At 34.6% G+C, this 18,277-nt stretch carries 21 protein-coding genes; 16 read left to right on the top strand and 5 right to left on the bottom strand.

Annotated features, from left to right (window positions below):
• Positions 1 to 5 precede the first annotated feature (5 nt).
• Positions 6 to 452, top strand: a complete 447-nt coding sequence (locus tag KTQ83_RS01665) for a hypothetical protein (protein WP_217255877.1) — start codon at positions 6 to 8, stop codon at positions 450 to 452.
• Positions 452 to 613 (top strand): hypothetical protein, encoded by a 162-nt coding sequence (locus KTQ83_RS01670; RefSeq protein WP_217255878.1) that lies wholly within the window; start codon positions 452 to 454, stop codon positions 611 to 613. Before KTQ83_RS01665 ends, KTQ83_RS01670 begins: the two co-directional genes overlap by 1 nt.
• A 45-nt stretch (positions 614 to 658) precedes the next feature.
• Here KTQ83_RS01670 and KTQ83_RS01675 read toward each other — a convergent pair whose 3' ends face one another.
• Together KTQ83_RS01675 and KTQ83_RS01680 are read right to left on the bottom strand one after the other, a co-directional pair.
• On the bottom strand, positions 659 to 1,246 hold the full coding sequence (locus KTQ83_RS01675) for an IS1595 family transposase (protein ID WP_217255879.1): 588 nt from the start codon (positions 1,244 to 1,246) through the stop codon (positions 659 to 661).
• Positions 1,227 to 1,676, bottom strand: a complete 450-nt coding sequence (locus KTQ83_RS01680) for a hypothetical protein (protein ID WP_217255880.1) — start codon at positions 1,674 to 1,676, stop codon at positions 1,227 to 1,229. The genes KTQ83_RS01675 and KTQ83_RS01680 overlap by 20 nt, the downstream gene beginning before the upstream one ends.
• 373 nt (positions 1,677 to 2,049) lie before the next feature.
• Between KTQ83_RS01680 and KTQ83_RS01685 the strand changes: the two genes are divergently transcribed.
• A complete protein-coding gene (locus KTQ83_RS01685) occupies positions 2,050 to 2,637 on the top strand; it encodes an HD domain-containing protein (RefSeq protein WP_117926674.1) in 588 nt (195 codons plus the stop codon).
• Between the two features lie 74 nt (positions 2,638 to 2,711).
• Positions 2,712 to 3,458, top strand: coding sequence for a DUF4097 family beta strand repeat-containing protein (locus KTQ83_RS01690; protein ID WP_217255881.1), 747 nt, complete (start codon positions 2,712 to 2,714; stop codon positions 3,456 to 3,458).
• An 18-nt stretch (positions 3,459 to 3,476) separates the two neighbouring features.
• On the opposite strand, the gene KTQ83_RS01695 is transcribed toward KTQ83_RS01690, so the two are convergent.
• Genes KTQ83_RS01695 through KTQ83_RS01705 form a run of 3 tightly spaced genes read right to left on the bottom strand, consistent with a single transcriptional unit; the run spans position 3,477 to position 6,893 of the window.
• Positions 3,477 to 4,460, bottom strand: coding sequence for an aspartate-semialdehyde dehydrogenase (locus KTQ83_RS01695; protein ID WP_217255882.1), 984 nt, complete (start codon positions 4,458 to 4,460; stop codon positions 3,477 to 3,479).
• Positions 4,457 to 5,776: an aspartate kinase gene (locus KTQ83_RS01700; RefSeq protein ID WP_117925949.1), complete on the bottom strand. Its 1,320-nt coding sequence runs from the start codon at positions 5,774 to 5,776 to the stop codon at positions 4,457 to 4,459. Before KTQ83_RS01700 ends, KTQ83_RS01695 begins: the two co-directional genes overlap by 4 nt.
• Before the next feature lie 4 nt (positions 5,777 to 5,780).
• On the bottom strand, positions 5,781 to 6,893 hold the full coding sequence (locus tag KTQ83_RS01705) for a homoserine dehydrogenase (RefSeq protein WP_158567622.1): 1,113 nt from the start codon (positions 6,891 to 6,893) through the stop codon (positions 5,781 to 5,783).
• A gap of 90 nt (positions 6,894 to 6,983) precedes the next feature.
• Between KTQ83_RS01705 and thrC the strand changes: the two genes are divergently transcribed.
• From thrC to KTQ83_RS01765, 12 genes are all read left to right on the top strand, one after another.
• On the top strand, positions 6,984 to 8,456 hold the full coding sequence (gene thrC, locus KTQ83_RS01710) for a threonine synthase (RefSeq protein WP_186998643.1): 1,473 nt from the start codon (positions 6,984 to 6,986) through the stop codon (positions 8,454 to 8,456).
• Positions 8,449 to 9,321: a homoserine kinase gene (thrB, locus tag KTQ83_RS01715; protein WP_186998642.1), complete on the top strand. Its 873-nt coding sequence runs from the start codon at positions 8,449 to 8,451 to the stop codon at positions 9,319 to 9,321. The genes thrC and thrB overlap by 8 nt, the downstream gene beginning before the upstream one ends.
• A complete protein-coding gene (locus tag KTQ83_RS01720) occupies positions 9,314 to 9,748 on the top strand; it encodes an ACT domain-containing protein (protein ID WP_117925958.1) in 435 nt (144 codons plus the stop codon). The genes thrB and KTQ83_RS01720 overlap by 8 nt, the downstream gene beginning before the upstream one ends.
• Positions 9,748 to 10,437, top strand: a complete 690-nt coding sequence (locus KTQ83_RS01725) for a TIGR01906 family membrane protein (RefSeq protein WP_117925960.1) — start codon at positions 9,748 to 9,750, stop codon at positions 10,435 to 10,437. The genes KTQ83_RS01720 and KTQ83_RS01725 overlap by 1 nt, the downstream gene beginning before the upstream one ends.
• Entirely contained in the window at positions 10,434 to 10,982 is a 549-nt protein-coding gene (locus tag KTQ83_RS01730) for a Maf family protein (RefSeq protein WP_117925962.1), read from the top strand. Before KTQ83_RS01725 ends, KTQ83_RS01730 begins: the two co-directional genes overlap by 4 nt.
• Before the next feature lie 50 nt (positions 10,983 to 11,032).
• Positions 11,033 to 11,317 carry an HU family DNA-binding protein gene (locus KTQ83_RS01735; RefSeq protein WP_003863836.1) on the top strand — a complete coding sequence of 95 codons (285 nt, stop codon included), beginning with the start codon at positions 11,033 to 11,035 and terminating at the stop codon, positions 11,315 to 11,317.
• Between the two features lie 79 nt (positions 11,318 to 11,396).
• Positions 11,397 to 12,995, top strand: a complete 1,599-nt coding sequence (locus tag KTQ83_RS01740; protein ID WP_186998641.1) for a putative manganese-dependent inorganic diphosphatase — start codon at positions 11,397 to 11,399, stop codon at positions 12,993 to 12,995.
• A gap of 13 nt (positions 12,996 to 13,008) precedes the next feature.
• The gene (pepT, locus tag KTQ83_RS01745; protein ID WP_117925966.1) at positions 13,009 to 14,205 is read left to right on the top strand and encodes a peptidase T; all 1,197 of its coding nucleotides are present in this window, start codon (positions 13,009 to 13,011) and stop codon (positions 14,203 to 14,205) included.
• 9 nt (positions 14,206 to 14,214) lie between these two features.
• Positions 14,215 to 15,378 (top strand): NAD(P)-dependent malic enzyme, encoded by a 1,164-nt coding sequence (locus KTQ83_RS01750; protein WP_117925969.1) that lies wholly within the window; start codon positions 14,215 to 14,217, stop codon positions 15,376 to 15,378.
• Positions 15,371 to 16,216 (top strand): patatin-like phospholipase family protein, encoded by an 846-nt coding sequence (locus tag KTQ83_RS01755; protein ID WP_217255883.1) that lies wholly within the window; start codon positions 15,371 to 15,373, stop codon positions 16,214 to 16,216. Before KTQ83_RS01750 ends, KTQ83_RS01755 begins: the two co-directional genes overlap by 8 nt.
• Positions 16,217 to 16,430: 214 nt before the next feature.
• Positions 16,431 to 17,189: a Cof-type HAD-IIB family hydrolase gene (locus KTQ83_RS01760; protein ID WP_186998640.1), complete on the top strand. Its 759-nt coding sequence runs from the start codon at positions 16,431 to 16,433 to the stop codon at positions 17,187 to 17,189.
• 23 nt (positions 17,190 to 17,212) lie between these two features.
• Positions 17,213 to 18,064, top strand: coding sequence for an aldose epimerase family protein (locus tag KTQ83_RS01765; RefSeq protein WP_186998639.1), 852 nt, complete (start codon positions 17,213 to 17,215; stop codon positions 18,062 to 18,064).
• The last annotated feature ends 213 nt before the right edge of the window (positions 18,065 to 18,277 follow it).

Below are 18,277 nucleotides of genomic sequence, written 5' to 3' on the forward strand. Positions count from 1 at the left end.
GGATAATGAAAGCTTACAATAAAAAAGGCTTAATTACAGGTACTATATTTTGTGTAATAGGTGCATTTTCTTTGATAAAAAATTTGACGGTGCCCTCTGATTTAATGATTTTGCAAATCAGAAATATCGTTATTTCATTTCTTGCATTGTCAATTGGGTTAAATTCTTTAATCAGAGCGTTGTCTAAAAAATGCACAGAAGAAGATATATCCTCAAAAATAAATGTAAGAAACAGTATTGTCAAATTGAAAAGTCTATGTTCAGCGTTTGTCATTCTTCAAGCACTTATCTTCATCTGCGTAATATTGTCTATGATTGCATTCTATTTTACTGAAAATATTTTAACAGTAGCAATTCTGATTGTTTTAGGACTTTTATTATCTATTAGTTGGATAATCGAACTAATAACAACCATATATTATGAAAAGAAACAGCAAGGAGAGGAATTTTAATGATGATGAAATTATTACTACTGGCAGCAATTATTCTTGTAAAAATTTTATTATCAAAAGGTTTAGCATTAGTGCTTATTATATTGTCATTTATGTTCAAAGGTAAGCAATTATATAAATCAACACTTGAATGGAATGAATATTTTTTTATCGCTGAATGATAATTTGGTATGGCTTAACCTTCAATTTGTTGATATAGGTACTTTCTAAACGATAGCGAACGGAAATAAACATTCTTTACGAATTTGGCGTATATAAAAATATACATGGATCTTTCTCAAACGTTTCATGATCAAACGTAACATTTCTTGTGAATCCATTCCAAGATATTCGCGTTGCAGGGTGAACAAGGCGTTATATCGATTGATGTATTTACTAGATATACCTTTATAACACGTATATTGTGCCTGAATTTGTGAAAGAAAAGAATTAACATTGTTTAGATGATTTACAGAGTCATAACTTTTATAGCTGACTAGAATTTTATTCTCGCATCTCTTTTCTTCGAGCACCTTCTGGTAACTAGCTAATCCATCTGTCCATACATAGCTTTTATCTTCAATACAGCGACTAAACTGTAACACATCGTCAATTCTTGGTTTAGCCACATTAAAAGAACGAGCAATGCAGTTTCCCGATCGCTGCACCTCTGTTAGGATACATATCTTTTCTTTTGACAAGCCTCTTTTTCTAGCGGGTGTTCCTCGTTTCTTCCCTGGATGACCCTCTATTTTTCGTCCTTTTCTGCAATGTGTTACATACGTTTCATCAACTTCAATCTCTTTCGTAAGCATGTATGGGATACTCCATAACTTCAATAAAATGAAGATATTTATGACGCATGCGAAAAGCAGTGGATTCATTTACATTTATTTTTGCGGCTGTTTTAAGAATAGAATTTCCGTTCTGTGTTTGAATGATTAGATCGTTCCATTTTGCTTGGCTCTGGTGTGAATAAAATGTCAACTGACCATGATCACAGACAAATCTTTTATTGCATGCATTGCACTTAAGCATCTGTTTCCCTGCTTTTGTCTTACCTGCCTTTACAAGAACTGGATGATAAGCACCACATTTAGGACAGTATTCAAAATGATAACTATCCATCTGCTTGTTTATTTCAATAAAATCATTGATCATCAAAGATACACGTTCTTTTTGATAAGAGCATAGTTTGTCCGCAACATTAGGAAGTAAGAAATTAGAGGAATTGATTGTGTTCATATAAGTGCCTACCTTTTAGATACTTAAAGTATACAAGCAATTTTGACATTATTTATGTCATAACAACAAATTGAAGGTTAAGCCAAAAAGTTATCTGTAATCGGAGTTGTTTTGGTAAGTGTGATATCTTGTGTAATATTATATATGTTTATACTTTCACGAAAATGTAAAATATTTACAACTATATTGTAAACAGTTGCAAATGATGATATAATTTCATTGGCTTCGAAAGGAAGTTTTAAGAAGGTTTGCGTCAATAGAAATCGTATTTTGCTCCTTCCTCAAGTTCACTAATGATTTCGAAGTTGACGTAATAGATTAGGCCTGAGTGAATCCGGACCTTTTTGTGTGTTAAAATGGTGTTGGTGATGGTATGGAACGAATTGAAAAACAGATGCAATTTATTTTGGAAATTGATAAAGAAAAACAAATCAAAAGAAAGACACTTCAAAGCAATGGGAAAGACTTTGAGGATGATGCTCAACATGCTTGGCATATGGCTATTATGACACTATTATTAAGTGAATATGCCAATGAAAAAATTGATGTATTAAAAACAATTTCTATGTTGTTGATTCATGATCTTGTGGAAATTGATGCAGGGGATACCTATGCATATGATGATCAAGGCTTGAAAACACAAAATGAAAGAGAGAATTTAGCAGCTAATCGCATTTTTAATTTATTGCCAGAAGATCAGGCAAAGAAAGTATTACATTTGTGGAATGAATTTGAAGAAAGAAGAACACCGGAAGCTAAGTTTGCCAGAGTGATGGATAATTTTCAGCCTGTTATGTTGAATGCTGCGACGGATGGAAGAATGTGGGTTGAAAATGGTGTGCATCTTGAAAAGATATTAAAGCGAAACGAAAAAACACATGAGGGTAGTGAAGTGTTGTGGAAGTATATGTATGAGCATTTCATTATTCCTAATGTTGAGAAGGGAAGAATTAAAGAGTAATTCTTCTTTTTTTGAGCATACTACTGTACAAAACAAAGTAGTGGTGATAAACTAGTAGTGAAAGAGGTGGTTTGATGAAAAAAGGATTCATTATAGTATTTATTCTTATTCTTGTTTGTATTGCAGGAGGTAGCTTTCTTGCGATTCATTTAATTACGAATACGAATGTGGACATTGGCGAAGTATCTGAAGAAATATCTATTGCGAAAGAACCTTTGAACCATGAACGAATCGAAGATTTTACTTCTGTCAATTTAGATTTGACAAGTATGGATGTTAAAATTGAGAAATCAAGTGAGAACGCGATTTCTTATCGTTTGCAGGATGCGAAGAAACAAAAACTGGATTATTCTGTTGATGATGGTGTTTTAACTGTAAAAGAAACAATTTCAGATAAACATTTTGTCGGTCACGATGATAATGAAGTGATTATTTATACGATAAATGATTCTTTAATTGTGAATGGCAATATTGTTGCAGGGGATGTTGAAACTCAAAACGTGGCATTAAAGGATTCTAGAGTGACAAGTGTGTCTGGTGATATTTCTATTGAGAATGGAAATTTAAATAATTGTACTTTTGTAACTACAAGTGGAGATATAGAATTTGATGGCCAATTAACTGGAGATAATACATTAAATACCACATCAGGAGATGTAAGTGTAGAAAATATCAATAATGTTTCAGTCACAGCTTCTACAACGAGTGGAGATATTGAAATTGGGGAAGAAGAATTAACGGGTTCTGTAACTCGTGTGCTAGGAACAAATAATGCGACCTTAACTTTAAATACAACAAGTGGAGATATTGAAATTAACTAAAAAAATAGGCAAGCGAAATTAATCGTTTGCCTTTAATAATTCTTCTAGAATTTGGACTGCATTTGTAGCAGCACCTTTACGAATCTGGTCTCCGCAGCAGAATAGAGATAATGTATGATTTGTTTCATCCGTGATGTCTTTACGAATTCTTCCAACATGAACTAAGTCTTGATTTGTCGTATCCTTTGGCATTGGATAGATTTGATTTTTTGGATCATCTTTTAATAGTACGCCTTCAGCTTTGGATACTAATTCTCTCGCCTCATTGACATCCACTTCATTTTCACATTCGATGGTGATACTTTCAGAATGAGAACGCCAAATAGGGACACGTACACAAGTACAGTTAACTTTTAAAGCATCATCGTGCCACATTTTTCTTGCCTCATTTTGCATCTTCCATTCTTCCTTTGAGATGCCTAAATCATCAAAATCTCCAATTTGAGGAATCAAGTTAAATGCGATTTGGTAAGGGAAAGCTTTTGATGGAACATTTTCATCTTCAATTTGATTCTTTAAATCTTCAATTCCTTGAACACCAGCACCTGATACAGCTTGAAATGTTGTCACAATCATTCGTTTGATGCGGTATTTTTTATGTAAAGCTTGTAAAGCTACAAGGGCAATAATCGTTGCACAGTTTGGATTGGCAATCAAGCCATGGTGGCCTTTAATATCTTCTTTGTTCACTTCAGGAATTACCAAAGGAACATCTTTGTCTAAACGGAATGCACTTGAATTATCAACAACGATACATCCTGCTTCTTTGGCCCATGGCATCCACATTTTTGTGATGTCATTTCCAGTTGCTCCTAAAACATAGTCAACACCTTGAAAACTTTCTTTTGTGAGTTCTTCAACAATGTGTCCATCGATTTCTTTGCCTTTTGATCTGGCACTAGCCAATAATTTAAGGTCAGCCTGAATGTTTCTTTCTTTTAAGCATTCTAACATTTGTTGTCCTACAGCACCTGTAGCACCGGCAATTGCGATTGTTGTCATTCTTCATTTCCTCCTACGAAAGTATCATATATAACTTGGACTGTTTTTGTGAAGTCTTTTTTCTTGACTCCCACTGTGATATTGATTTCATCACTACCTTGGGCAATCATGACAATGTTGATGTTATTTTTACCTAAGGCACCAAATAACTTGCCACTTGTACCTGGCTTATCGGACATGTTTTTACCTACAGTAGAAATTAAAGCTAAATCCTCTTGGACAGTTAATTTATCTGGTTTTAGTTCATCTTTGAAGTGTGCCAAGATTTCATAAAGACTCTCTTCAATTTCTTTTTTTTCTACAACAATATTGAATGAGTCAATTCCACTAGGAATGTGTTCAATACTGATGTGGTATTTTTCTAGGATGGATAGAGCTTTACGAATGAAACCGACTTCATTTGACATATGCTTTTTATAAACATAGATAGACATAAAATCCTTTTTACCTGCAATACCTGTAATTGGATATCCACTTTTTACTTTTGAATGTTCTTGGATGATTGTACCTGCGTCTTGAGGGCGATTGGTATTTAAAATGTGGATTGGAATGTTAGCTTCTTTAACCGGGAAAATAGCTTCTTCATGTAAAACGCTAGCTCCCATATAGGAAAGTTCTCTTAGTTCTGAATATGTGATATGAGTAATTCCTTTTGGGTTTTTAACAATTGTAGGATCGGCCATTAAAAATCCAGACACATCGGTCCAGTTTTCATATACGTCGGCATGAAGACATTTTGCTAAAATAGCCCCTGTAATATCGCCTCCGCCACGTGGGAAGACTTGAATGTGTCCATTTGCACTTGTGCCATAGAAGCCTGGGAAAACAAAGTGGTCGTATTGAGCATATTTAGCTTGAAGTTTTGCGCTGGTCGCATCCCAGTCAATAGATTTATCTAGTTTAAAACGAATAATATCTTTGGCATCCACAAAGGCATAACCTAGATATTCAGCCATTAATTTAGCACAGAAGTATTCACCGCGACTGACGATAACAGCTTGGGACATTTGGTTAAGATTGGTGTAAAAGGCATCCAACTCTTTTTCGATGGGTTGTTTAAGGTCTAATTCATTTTTTATTTCGATGAAACGGTTTTTGATGAGTTTAAAGACGCTCGATGCATCAACATGGTATTTTCTGTGGGCATCTAACAAGTAAAGCAGATCTGTGATTTTATTGTCGGCCGCAAAACGTTTTCCAGGAGCCGATACAACAATGTATCGGCGTGTTGGATCTTGTTGGATGATGGCTTTGATTTTTTTGAACTGTTCAGCATTTGCGACACTAGAACCACCAAATTTAGTGATTTTTAACATATGACTACCTCCATAATGCGATAAAACTATTTTTATCTAATTCTTTAACTTTCTTAATGATTGACATATCCTGGTTTTCAATCCAGTAATAGTTTGCTTCTTTCTTTTGAATAGGATAGTAATTCTCTAGGGAAACATCACTGCGAATTAGCCACGTTTCTTTTAATAGAGACGTATCAAATTCTTTTGGTGTTGAATAAACAATTTTTCTTTCTTTATTTTCAAGTGTATCTAAAGCATTCTGTACCATGGCTTGCGCTGTAGGTAATTGGCCGGCGCCCTGACCATAATAGCCTAGTGTATCAAAGCTATGAGATAGGATTTTTTGTGCGTTGTAGTTGCTAGGAACATTGGCTAAAAAATCATTTTCATCCATGCAACATGGAGCGATAATGGAAATAATTTTATCGTCAATTTGTCTTGATATGGATAAATGACGTATGACTTTATTGTTCATTTTGATGAATTTAATGTCCAACATTTTGATTGTACGAATTCCTGCATAATATGGAATGTCAACGATGGGTGTGTTGAAAGCTAAGCTGTTAGAAATCTTTGTTTTATAATATACGTCAACACCATCAATATCGTTAGATGGATCTTTTTCAGCATATCCTTTATCTTGAGCTTCTTTTAAAACGTCTTCAAAATCCAAGTTGTTTTTTTGCATAGAATCTAAAATGTAGTTGCTTGTGCCATTAAAGATACCTTCATAGCCTTGTAGTGGTTCAAGTCTTTTTAGTTTTAATAAGGCATCGATAAATGGAATACCACCTGCAACACAAGCTTCTACCTGAATGCTTCCTCCATATTCTTTTTCAAGCTCTAAATAGGTATCGAGATAGGTTGCGACAACAGCTTTATTTGAGCTGATGACATGTTTTCCTTTTTTCAAAGCTTTTTGAATCAATGTGTTGGCAGGTTCTAATCCGTTTAAACATTCAAAAACGATATCAATATCATCTTGAACTACCATATCTTCATTGTTAGAAAAATAAGGTAGGTTTTCTTTTTCTTTACGTACATAAACGTATTTTATATTGATATCATCCAATGTTTTTGCCAGGATTTCAATTCCTTTTCCGACAACTCCATAACCTAAGATAACTGCGTTCATATAGTTCCTCCTGTATCTTTTTAGAAAACACTTGTTTTTAAAGTGTGAACATTGTATCATATGGAATATAGATTTTCAAGGAGGATTCACATGAACGATTATATTTCTACAAGAGACGCACACCAAAGCGTTTCCAGCAAGCAAGCCATACTAAATGGAATGAGTCCAGATGGAGGTTTATACGTACTTCCAACTTTAGATCAAATTCATTTAGATTTATCCTTAACATGTTCAAAGTCTTATAAAGAAAATGCCGTTTATATACTTTCACATCTTCTTACAGATTATACGAAGGAAGAATTGGTGACATGTGTTGAAAATGCATATGCGAATGCTTTCTCTAAAAAAGAGATTACACCTGTAAAAAAAGTAGATGATGTTTATGTGTTAGAACTTTTCCACGGTCCTACATGTGCCTTTAAAGATGTTGCGTTAACTCTTTTACCACAATTAATGTCCTGTGCCTTAAAAACTACGAACCAAAAAGCATTGATTTTAACTGCCACAAGTGGAGATACAGGTAAAGCGGCTTTATCTGGGTTTTGTGATGTAGAAAATATTGGTATTAATGTTTTCTATCCATATAAAAAGGTTAGTGCCATTCAATATCGTCAGATGGTTACGCAAAAAGGAAAGAATGTGAATGTATTTGGAATTCAAGGCAATTTTGATGATGCGCAAAGCCAAGTAAAACGTCTATTCTTAGATGAAGAATTGAATGCGTATTGTGCGAAACAAAATATTCTTTTGACAAGTGCTAATTCCATTAATGTGGGTCGTCTGGTTCCTCAAATCGTTTACTATTTTGATAGCTACAAACAATTAGTGCATCAAGGTGCTATCAAATTAGGGGATAAAGTTTCATTTAGTGTTCCAACTGGAAATTTTGGAGATGTTTTAGCTGGATATTATGCATATTTGATGGGGTTGCCAGTAGAAAAGTTCTATGTTGCCAGCAATGCGAATCGTGTATTAACAGATTTTTTAACGACAGGTATCTATGATCGAAATCGAGATTTTATCCAGACTATTTCACCAAGTATGGATATTTTGATTAGTTCAAACTTAGAACGACTATTATATTATGCATCTAATAAGGATACACAAAAAGTATCGAAATGGATGCAGGAATTAAATGAAAAGGGTCGTTATCAGATTGATGATGAAACTTTTAAAACCATTCAAAACTTATTTACGTGTGGCAGTGTAGATGACAAAGAAACGAGTGAAGAAATCAAATTGGTTTATGATAAGACAAACTATGTTTTAGATCCGCATTCGGCCATTGCGTACAAAGTCGCAAAAGAATGTAAAGATCGTCCTATTGTTTCTTTGGCTACAGCTTCACCTTATAAATTCAGTCAAGATGTTTTGAAAGCATTAGGATATACGGAAGATAATGAATGGATGGCTATGCAAGATTTATCAAAATATTGTCAAGATGCAATTCCTACTCAATTAAAGGAACTTCAAGACTTAGATGTTTTACATGATCGTGTTATCGATGTAGCATCTATGAAAGACGTGGTATGTGAAAGTACAAAAGAGGTATTCCATGATTAGTGTGTGTGTCCCAGCAACAAGCGCAAATTGTTGCGTGGGATTTGATTGTCTTGGTATGGCTGTAGACTGGTGGGCTCACTTTACTTTTGAAGAAAGTGATACGTTGATTGTAGAAGGTTGTCCGGGTGAATTTAAAGGACAAAACAATTTAGTCGTGCAAGCCTTTTATACAACTTGTGACTATTTACATTTGGGATATCCGACTTTTAAACTAACGATAGATACAGATGTGCCTTTTGCCCGTGGCTTGGGTTCAAGTTCAACGTGTGTTGTTGCGGGAATCTTAGCTTGTGATGCATGGTTTAAAAAGGGTATGGACAAGATGGAAATCTTAAAGATTGCCACAAGTATAGAGGGACATCCTGATAATGTAGCACCAGCTATTTTTGGTCAGGCTACAGCTTGTTTTATGGAAAGAGAAGATGTGAAAATGAGTCTTGTTCCATGTGCAAACTATCACTGTTTGGCCATTGTACCTCGTTATGAAGTAAAAACTTCTCAGTCAAGAAAGGTTTTGCCGACTGGTATGGCATTTAAAGATTGTGTTTCACAAGTATCGCATGCACTCGTCTTTATTCAGGCTTTGCAACAGGGGGATGAGTCTTTACTTGCAAGTTCTTGTAGGGATTTGTTGCATGAACCATATCGTAGGCAATTTATTAAGGAATATGATAGGATAAAGAAGTATTGTGATTCAAAACAACTTCCAATGTGGATTTCAGGAAGTGGTTCAACTATTATGGTTGTTTCGTTAGAAGAATCTCATTTGGTTGAATTATCCAAGATTTTAGAATCTTGTTTTAGTGAATTGGATTATAGATTTTTAACTATAGCCAAAGAGGGGGCGTTTATAAAATATGAGTAAATATTATGTTGTGAGCGGCGATATTTTACCGGATGTTTTAGAACAAGTTATGCAGGCACGTATTTTATTACAGTCGGGCAAGGCAAAAAGAATTAGTGAAGCTGTTAAAATGGTTGGTATTTCGCGGGGCACATATTATAAATATAAGGATGCCGTTTTTTCATTTAATGCAGAACAATCGAATCGTAAGGCAATTATTTCGATGATTTTAAGAAATGAAAAGGGCACACTTTCTAAAGTTTTATCTTTAGTATCTGTAAAACAAGTTAATGTTTTAGCTATTAACCAAACGATTCCTATTAATGGAATTGCCAACGTAGCACTTACTTTAGATATTAGTGATTTAGAAATCGGTATTCAGTCTTTAGTCAGTTTGATTGAGGCTATGCCAATGGTAGAAAAGGCTGATTTGGTAGCTGTAGAATAATGAGACGTGTTTTAAGTTTTATATTTGGCTGGTGCTTTATCATTGTTTGTGTTGTGTTTAGTATCAAGAGTACAGCATTAAATCCAGATTTTTATATTCCTGAATATGAAGAGATGGATTTGGCTAGTGATATTGGTGTTTCTAAGAAAGATTTGAATCAAAGTATTCGTTTATTGTTGGATTATTTAGATGACAAGCGTGATGATATCAAGGGACATATCACGTGGTATGGTGTATCTCAAGAAACTTTTAATGAAAAAGAAACGAGTCATATGGTGGATGTAAAGGCGTTGTATCAGAATGCTTTAAGGTTTGCTAAAACAGCGCTTATTATTCTAGTGTTGATTATTTTATATTTTTACTGGAATGAAAAAGAATTGATGTTTGCGTATTTGAGTAAAGGTTTTTTAACGGCCATGTTTACATTCATAGTAATGCTTGTGTTCTTTGGGTTTTGGATCTTTACAGATTTTACAAGTTTCTGGACATGGTTTCATACGATTTTCTTTACGAATCAATTGTGGCTGTTAGACCCCAATACGGATTTCATGATTTGTATGCTTCCAGAAACAATTTTTTATAAGCTAGTACTTGCTTGTGTAATCAAAGTGATTTGTTTTGTTGCTCTGGCAAGTGGATTGGCTATTTATTATATGGTGAAAAAGGCACCGATAGGTTTTGAAAGATGATTGTACTTGCGTCTAAATCTCCGCGAAGAAAAGAGATATTAAAAGACTTGGGCTACGATTTTATTGTTTGTCCAGCCAAAAAGGATGAAGTGTTTGATTTAAGTTTAGGTTTGGATGAGGCTTTAAAAAAGGTTGCTGAATCTAAGGCAAAAGAAGTAAGAGAATTCTATTCAGACTCGATTATTATATCGGCAGATACGATTGTATGTTTGAATCAAAAAATATTGGGTAAGCCAAAATCAAAAGAGGATGCGATAAAGACGTTGAACGCATTATCAAATCGTAGGCATCAAGTAAAAACGGGTGTTTGTGTAATCTATAAAAAACAAACTTTTTTACATGTCGAAACGACAGATGTTTATTTTAAGAAACTTACAGAACAAGATATTATTTCGTATGTAAATAGTGGGAAATGTATGGATAAAGCAGGCTCTTATGGTATACAGGAATGTGATTTTGTGGATCATATTGAAGGTGATTATACCAATGTGGTAGGCTTACCAAAATATGTGGTGGAATCAATAATGAAAGACGTTGCACTCTAGTTATATAAATGATAAAATAGCGTGGTAATAATTAGAGGAGGAACATGTAAATGTCTAATGTTATTAATAAAAAAGATTTAGCTGAAAAATTGGCTGAAGAATTCGGTTGTTCAAAAAAAGACGCAACAGCTTATGTTCAATTCGTATTCGATACAGTAGCGGATACTTTAAAAGATAATGGTACTGTAGATGTATTCGGATTTGGTAAATTCTCAATTAGTGAAAGAGCAGCTCGTACTGGTATCAATCCAGCTACTAAGGAAAAAATTGAAATTGCTGCAAGCAAATCTGTAAAATTTAAAGCTAGCAAAGCTTTGAAAGACGCTGTTAAGTAAGAAGATTCGATAATGAATCTTCTTTTTTTTCATGTTATAATATTAAATACAAAATTAAGATAATTGAGAGGAGAATTCGATGAGTTTACCAATTTATGTAATTGGACACAAAAACCCTGATACAGATTCAATTTGTGCTGCTTTAGCTCTTGCAGAATTAAAAAGACAGACTGGAATCAATGCGGTAGCTGCTCGTTTGGGGACTTTGAATCCAGAAACTAAATTTATATTAGATAAATTACATGTAAATATGCCAGTTTTATTAACGACTGCACGTTCAACGTTGGAAGAAATTGAAATTGATGATGCGGTGACAATTGAAGAAGGGCAAACGATTCGTCGTGCATGGGATTTATGCTTAGAAAATCATGTAAAGACTTTGTATGTTGTTGATGATAAAAATGAATATAAGGGTATGGTTACTTTAGGTGATGTTTCTAAGATTCAGATGCAGGATTTAAATATTACGAGTGAATTATTAAAAGAAACACCATTAGAAAATTTAGTTGCCAGTGTAAAGGGGTCTTTTATTTTAAAGGGAAATCTTGAAAGAAGTGGATTTGTTCGTATTGCGGACAAACGCTTGATGGATAGAGATCTAAAAGGTGCCATCATGGTTTTAAATGATCATGAAGATAGTATGATCAAGAGTATGGCAAAGGGTTGTGCTGTTATTGTCGTGGCAGAAAATTTTGTTCCAAATAGCTATATTATTGAAATGGCAAAACAAATGGGAGTTACTTTAATTAGTACGCCTTATAATATTATGAAAATCATTCAAATGATTTATCGTTCGATTCCGGTTGAATTGATTATGACTCCGGCTAATAAAGTGATTCGCTTTAATAAAAGTGAATATGTAGAGGATGTGGAACGTGAAATGTTGAAGACGCGTCACTCATCTTATCCTGTTGTGTTCCAGAAAAAAATATTGGGGTCTGTCGCTCGATATAACTTATTGAAGGCTGAAAAGAAACAGTTTATTCTTGTGGATCATAATGAAAAGAAACAGAGTATCAGCGATATTGAAACGGCGAATATTGTAGAGATTGTGGATCACCATCGTATTGGTGATATTGAAACAGATCGTCCAATTGTATTTAGAAATATGATAGTAGGTAGTTCTTGTACGATTGTTGGATTGATGTATGCAGAATATGGTGTTAAAATGCCTGAGATCATCGCAAAATTGATTGCGTATGGCATGATTAGTGATACAATGAATTTTAATTCACCAACATGTACGACAATTGATTGTAATTTGGCAAAGCGTTTATCAAGTGAATATGATATTGATTTTGATGCGATGGCTAAAGAATTATTCGAAAATACGGCTACGATTCGTGGAAAAGAATTCAAGAATATTCTTTACAATGATGTTAAAGAATATATGTTGAGTGGATATCATATTGCGGTAAGTCAGGTTTTTACGTTTGATTTGAGTATTGTGGATGAAATTAAAGAGGATTTCTTGAAGTACATGGATGAACAAAACACGATACATGAATATGACTTGATGTTGATGGTTATCACTAATGTCGAAGGTCGTGGTTCACGTTTCTTATATGTAGGTAAGTTATCGCATTTTGTTCGTGATGTTGTAGAAGAATTCAAGGATCAAGGATTTGTTTCTCGTAAAAAACAAATTGTGCCTCGTTTAGCACAAGAACTGGCATAAAGGGGGATTTAATATGGCAGTAGAAAAAAGATTAATGCATTATGCATCATTTGACACACAGTCAAGTGAAGAAAGCACAAGTGCACCTAGCACTGAAAAACAATTGATTTTAGCTCGTGAACTAAAGGCTGAATGTGAAAAATTAGGCTTTGATTCTGTTGAATTAACCGATACAGGTATTGTGTATGCATACCTAAATGCGAATACAGATAAGAAGATGGATCGTATTGGGTTTATTGCACATATGGATACGGCAACTGAAATTACGGGGGCGAATGTAAAGTGTCGTGTAATTTCAAAATATGATGGAAATACAATTCAATTAAATGAAGAGTATTCCATGTCTAAAGAAGAATTTCCAGCTTTGGCAAACTGCATTGGAGATGATTTGATTGTTACAGATGGGACGACATTACTTGGTGCAGATGATAAAGCAGGAATTGCGATTATTTTAGAGGCTATGGAACAGTTGATTCGATCAGAAAAAGAACATGGATTTATTGCGGTTGCCTTTACTCCAGATGAAGAAGTAGGTCGTGGTGTCGAAAACTTTGAGTTAGATAAGTTTACCGTGGATTACGCGTTCACAATTGATGGTGATCGTATTGATTCGGTTGATTATGAGACATTTAATGCAGCACAAGCTATTGTCACATTTGATGGTACAAGCATTCATCCTGGAGATGCTAAGGATCGTATGGTCAATGCGAGTTTATTAGCAATGGAATATGCTTCGAGTCTTCCAAAAAAACAAACACCTTCACATACACAGGGGCGTCAAGGATTCTATCATTTAGTGGATATGGAAGGAATTTGTGAAGATGCAAAATTAACTTACATTCTTCGTAATCACAGTAAACAAAGTTTTATTGCACAAAAACAGAAGATGGAAGCAATTGCGGATAAGATGAATGAAAAATACGGAAATCGTGTTCATGTATCGATTCGTGATCAATACGAAAACATGCGTCAATATATGCATGGGGATATGCGTAGTGTGAATAAGGCAAAATATGCATTGCGTCAATGTGATGTAACACCAGTTAGTACACCAATTCGTGGTGGAACTGATGGTGCAATGTTGACGGCAAGAGGATTAATTTGTCCAAACTTAGGTACGGGTTCATTTAATCATCATGGTCGTTTTGAATTCGCAAGTATTCAAAAGATGGAAAAGATGGTTGAAATCGTATTAAAAATCGTTGAGTAGGAGGTTGTCATGGATTACGCTAAAGAAGCTTTAAGGCTACATGCTAAGTGGAATGGTAAATTAGAAACTGTTCCAAAAATGAAGATTGAAAATAGAGATGATTTATCGATTGCCTACACACCGGGTGTTGCGGCACCTTGTTTAGAAATCGAAAAAGATAAAAAGAACAGTTATGTCTATACGGGTAGAGCACATACTGTTGCGGTTATTAGTGATGGTAGTGCGGTTTTGGGATTAGGAAATATTGGTCCTGAAGCAGGTATGCCAGTAATGGAAGGTAAATGTGTATTGTTTAAGGCACTAGGAAATGTGGATGCCGTTCCATTATGCTTGAATACACAAGATACAGATGAATTGGTTCGGATTATTTCGAGCTTAGAGCCAAGCTTTGGTGGAATTAACTTAGAAGATATTGCGGCTCCTCGTTGTTTTGAAGTTGAAAAAAGATTACAGGAAAAAATGAATATTCCTGTTTTCCATGATGATCAGCATGGTACAGCTATTGTAGTTTGTGCTGCTTTGGTAAATGCTTTGAAATTGGCTGAAAAACAAAATTCAACAATCGTAATCAATGGTGCGGGCAGTGCTGGTGTTGCGATTGCGACTTTGATTTTAAAGATTGGTTTGGGTAATGTTATTTTAGTGGATAAGCAAGGTATCTTAACAGCTGATATGGATTTAACAAGTGGTCAAAGAGGATTGATTGATAAGTTAAATAAAGAAGGAAAAACAGGTTCTTTAAAGGATGCGTTAGTTGGTGCAGATGTATTTATTGGTGTTAGTGCAGGTCATATCGTATCTAAAGAAATGATTGCGTCTATGAATGAAAAGGCAATTGTATTCCCAATGGCGAATCCAGTGCCTGAAATTGAGCCGGAAGACGCAAAAGAAGCTGGTGCCTATATTGTGGGTACAGGTCGTAGTGATCATCCAAACCAAATCAATAATGTGTTGGCTTTCCCAGGTATCTTTAAAGGTGCATTAAAAGCAGGTGCAACTTGTATCAATGATGCGATGAAAGAAGCGGCTGTTTATGCGATCAGTTCAATGATTACAGAAGATATGTTGGATAGTGAACATATTATTGTTTCCGCTTTAGATCCAAGAGTTGCAGATGTTGTGGCTCAAGCAGTTGCAGATGCGGCAAAAGAAAGTGGTGTAGTGCGTGAGTAGAGTTGGTATTGTTGCAGAAGGTGGAGGTACTAAGGCTGCTTATTCTGCAGGAGTATTAAAATGTTTACTCGAACACGACATTATTCTTCCTTATTGTGTAGGAATTAGTGCGGGTACAGAAATTTTATTGAGTTATGTTTCAAAACAGGTAGATCGTTTAGAGGTTACAGGTGTTGATGCACCTTGTCAAAAGGGTGTAGTTGGATGGCGACCATTCTTTAAAGAAGGTTCGATCTTTGGTATTGAAGCTACGTATGATTTTATTGAGTCTAAAGTTCCATTGGATTTAGAAGCTTTCCAAAATAGTGAAACGCAAATGGAAGTAGGATTGTATAATCTAAAAACACATAAGGTAGAATATTTTAATAAGAGTTATATTGATAAAGATGAAACGTTGATCAAGGCAAGTTGTGCTTTGTTGCTTCTAGCTAAACCTTATAAGTTTAATGGGGAAATGTGGATGGACGCTGGTCTTGTAGATATGATTAGCATTGAACAAAGTCTTCGCGCTGGAAACGATAAGCATATAGTGATTTCTACAAAGGAAGAGGGCTATGTTCGTAAGCCGGCTCCCAAATGGCAATTGTGGCTGTCAAACTTGGTTTATAAGGATAAACAAATTACAGATGATTTAAGAAATCGTCATGTTCGCTATAAGGAACAGTGGGATAAGATTGCTGAACTTGAAAAAGAGGGTAAGGCATTGGTTTTGCGTCCTCATAAAGATCTTGGAGTCACTCGTTATACAACAGATCCAGAAAAATTGGGTCCTTGGTTTCAATTAGGATATGATGAAACTCTAAAGTGTATAGATCAGATTAAAGAATTCATTAAATAGAAAAACCTGGATTTCCAGGTTTTTCTTTTGCCACAACAATCATTTAAGGAGGTGTATTGCGGCATTAGTGACCACATTGTGCGAAGTGTTATATGTTTTAAACTACTAGAAAAGAGATTGTAGTCACATTTCTAATTATAGAGGTTCAATGTGAATTTATTATTAAAAATCAAAAATTCTTTTAAAAAGATTAGAAAGAGGCTATTATTAAGATATGAATGGTTATTTTTTTGATATGGATGGAACACTTTATAATAACAGGTTCCATGAAGTGAGTGAGAAAACTTTTAAAATGTTAAATGAACTACAAAGCCAAGGACACTTTGTAGCTTTATCAACGAGTCGTTGTCAATCTGAATTAAAGAATCTTCCTTCTTGTATGCGTTCATTTCAATTTGATTGTATGATCAGTGATGGTGGCGCTTTGATTTTGGATAAACAAAAAGAGATTCTTGAAATGAATTGCATTCCAAAAGAAAAAATGAGAAGTATAGATCAATTTTGTAAGGAACGAAACTTGGAATATCGTTATAGTACGAGAGGGGGAAATTATTTTGGTATGCCATATTCTAGTTTTGCGCATAATATATACTTTGAATTGTATCTGAACAGTCCAGTTTATAAACCTTATAAAGAGGATGAAGTGTTGAACGTTTTACTTTTTTGCCAAGGAGAAACAAAAGAGGCGTTAAGACCTTTGATCAAGGATTTAGGGTATGTTGAATATCCGGATTGTTTTGAATTGCGTGCGAATCAAGTAGATAAGGCAACGGCTGTGAAAAAAATCATGGTTGCTCATGCATTTGAAACAACGTATTGTTTTGGGGATGGAACCAATGACATTGATATGTTGAAGCTTGCCGACGTGGGTGTTGCGATGGGCAATGCATGTGATGCATTAAAAGAAGTTAGTGATGTTGTAATTGGAAGAGTGGATGAGGATGGTATCTACAATTTCTTAATGGGAAAATAAAAGCTGAATAGGAGGAGAATAAGATGGCTTATATTTTAGAGAATGATGTATTGAAATTAGAGTGTGCTGGAAAGGGTGGCGAAATGCTGCACTTAGTAAAGAAGAGTACAGATCATGAAACTTTATATCAAGGAGATCAGGGGTGGTCTGGTAGAAATCCTTCTTTATTTCCAATGGTAGGAAATACATATACAAAGGATTATGAGATTGATGGTAAAAAATATGCGATGAAAAATCATGGATTGATTCGTTATGCGACTTTAAAGGGTGAAAGTCAAGAAGATGAACTTGTATTTAGCTTAGATGCGAATGAGGATACGTTAGCTCAATATCCTTTTAATTTCCATTTTGAGATTGGATATAAATTGGATGGAAATAAAGTTTTAATTCAGTATCATGTAAAAAATAATGACTCTAAGGACATGCCTTTTGGGTTTGGTTTGCATCCTGCCTTTAAATTGGATGATGAGTTTTCTACGTATACTTTGGTATTTGAAAAAGAAGAAAATACGAAACAATTGTTGTTTGATCCTAGCTACAAAAAGAATGTAGAGTATCAGGATGTTGCATTTAAAGAATGGAAATTATCTAGAGAAGATGTAAAGAAGTATGCGACGATTATTTATAAGGATTTAAAATCAAATTATGTAACTTTAAAACATGGAGATGAAGAAGTGGTTCGCGTATCGATTGAGGGATATCCATATTTGGCTTTATGGACTCATGATAGTGCATCGGATTTCTTATGCATTGAACCTTGGTATTCCCATGGGGATTTCGAAAAAGAAACACCAGATTTCTATCATAGAGAAGGAACTATGGTTTTAAAACCAAATGAAGTGTGGTCTTGTTCATACTGGATCGAGGTACTTTAAGAAGGAGAAATCCCAATGTCATTAAGTTAAGAAATGACGAACCATCCAGATACTATTGTCTGGATGGTGTTTTTATTTGAAAGCACGACGAAAATTGTAGTATTGCTACTACATTTTAAAAAATATATAATATTAGGTGTTAATCATATCGATAGTTGAAAGATACCGGTGATTTGGCTTTCACTTTCCGTTCATTCTGGCGATTAGGACGGA

It is taken from the genome of Holdemanella porci, assembly GCF_019052655.1.
Taxonomy (GTDB): domain Bacteria; phylum Bacillota_I; class Bacilli_A; order Erysipelotrichales; family Erysipelotrichaceae; genus Holdemanella; species Holdemanella hominis.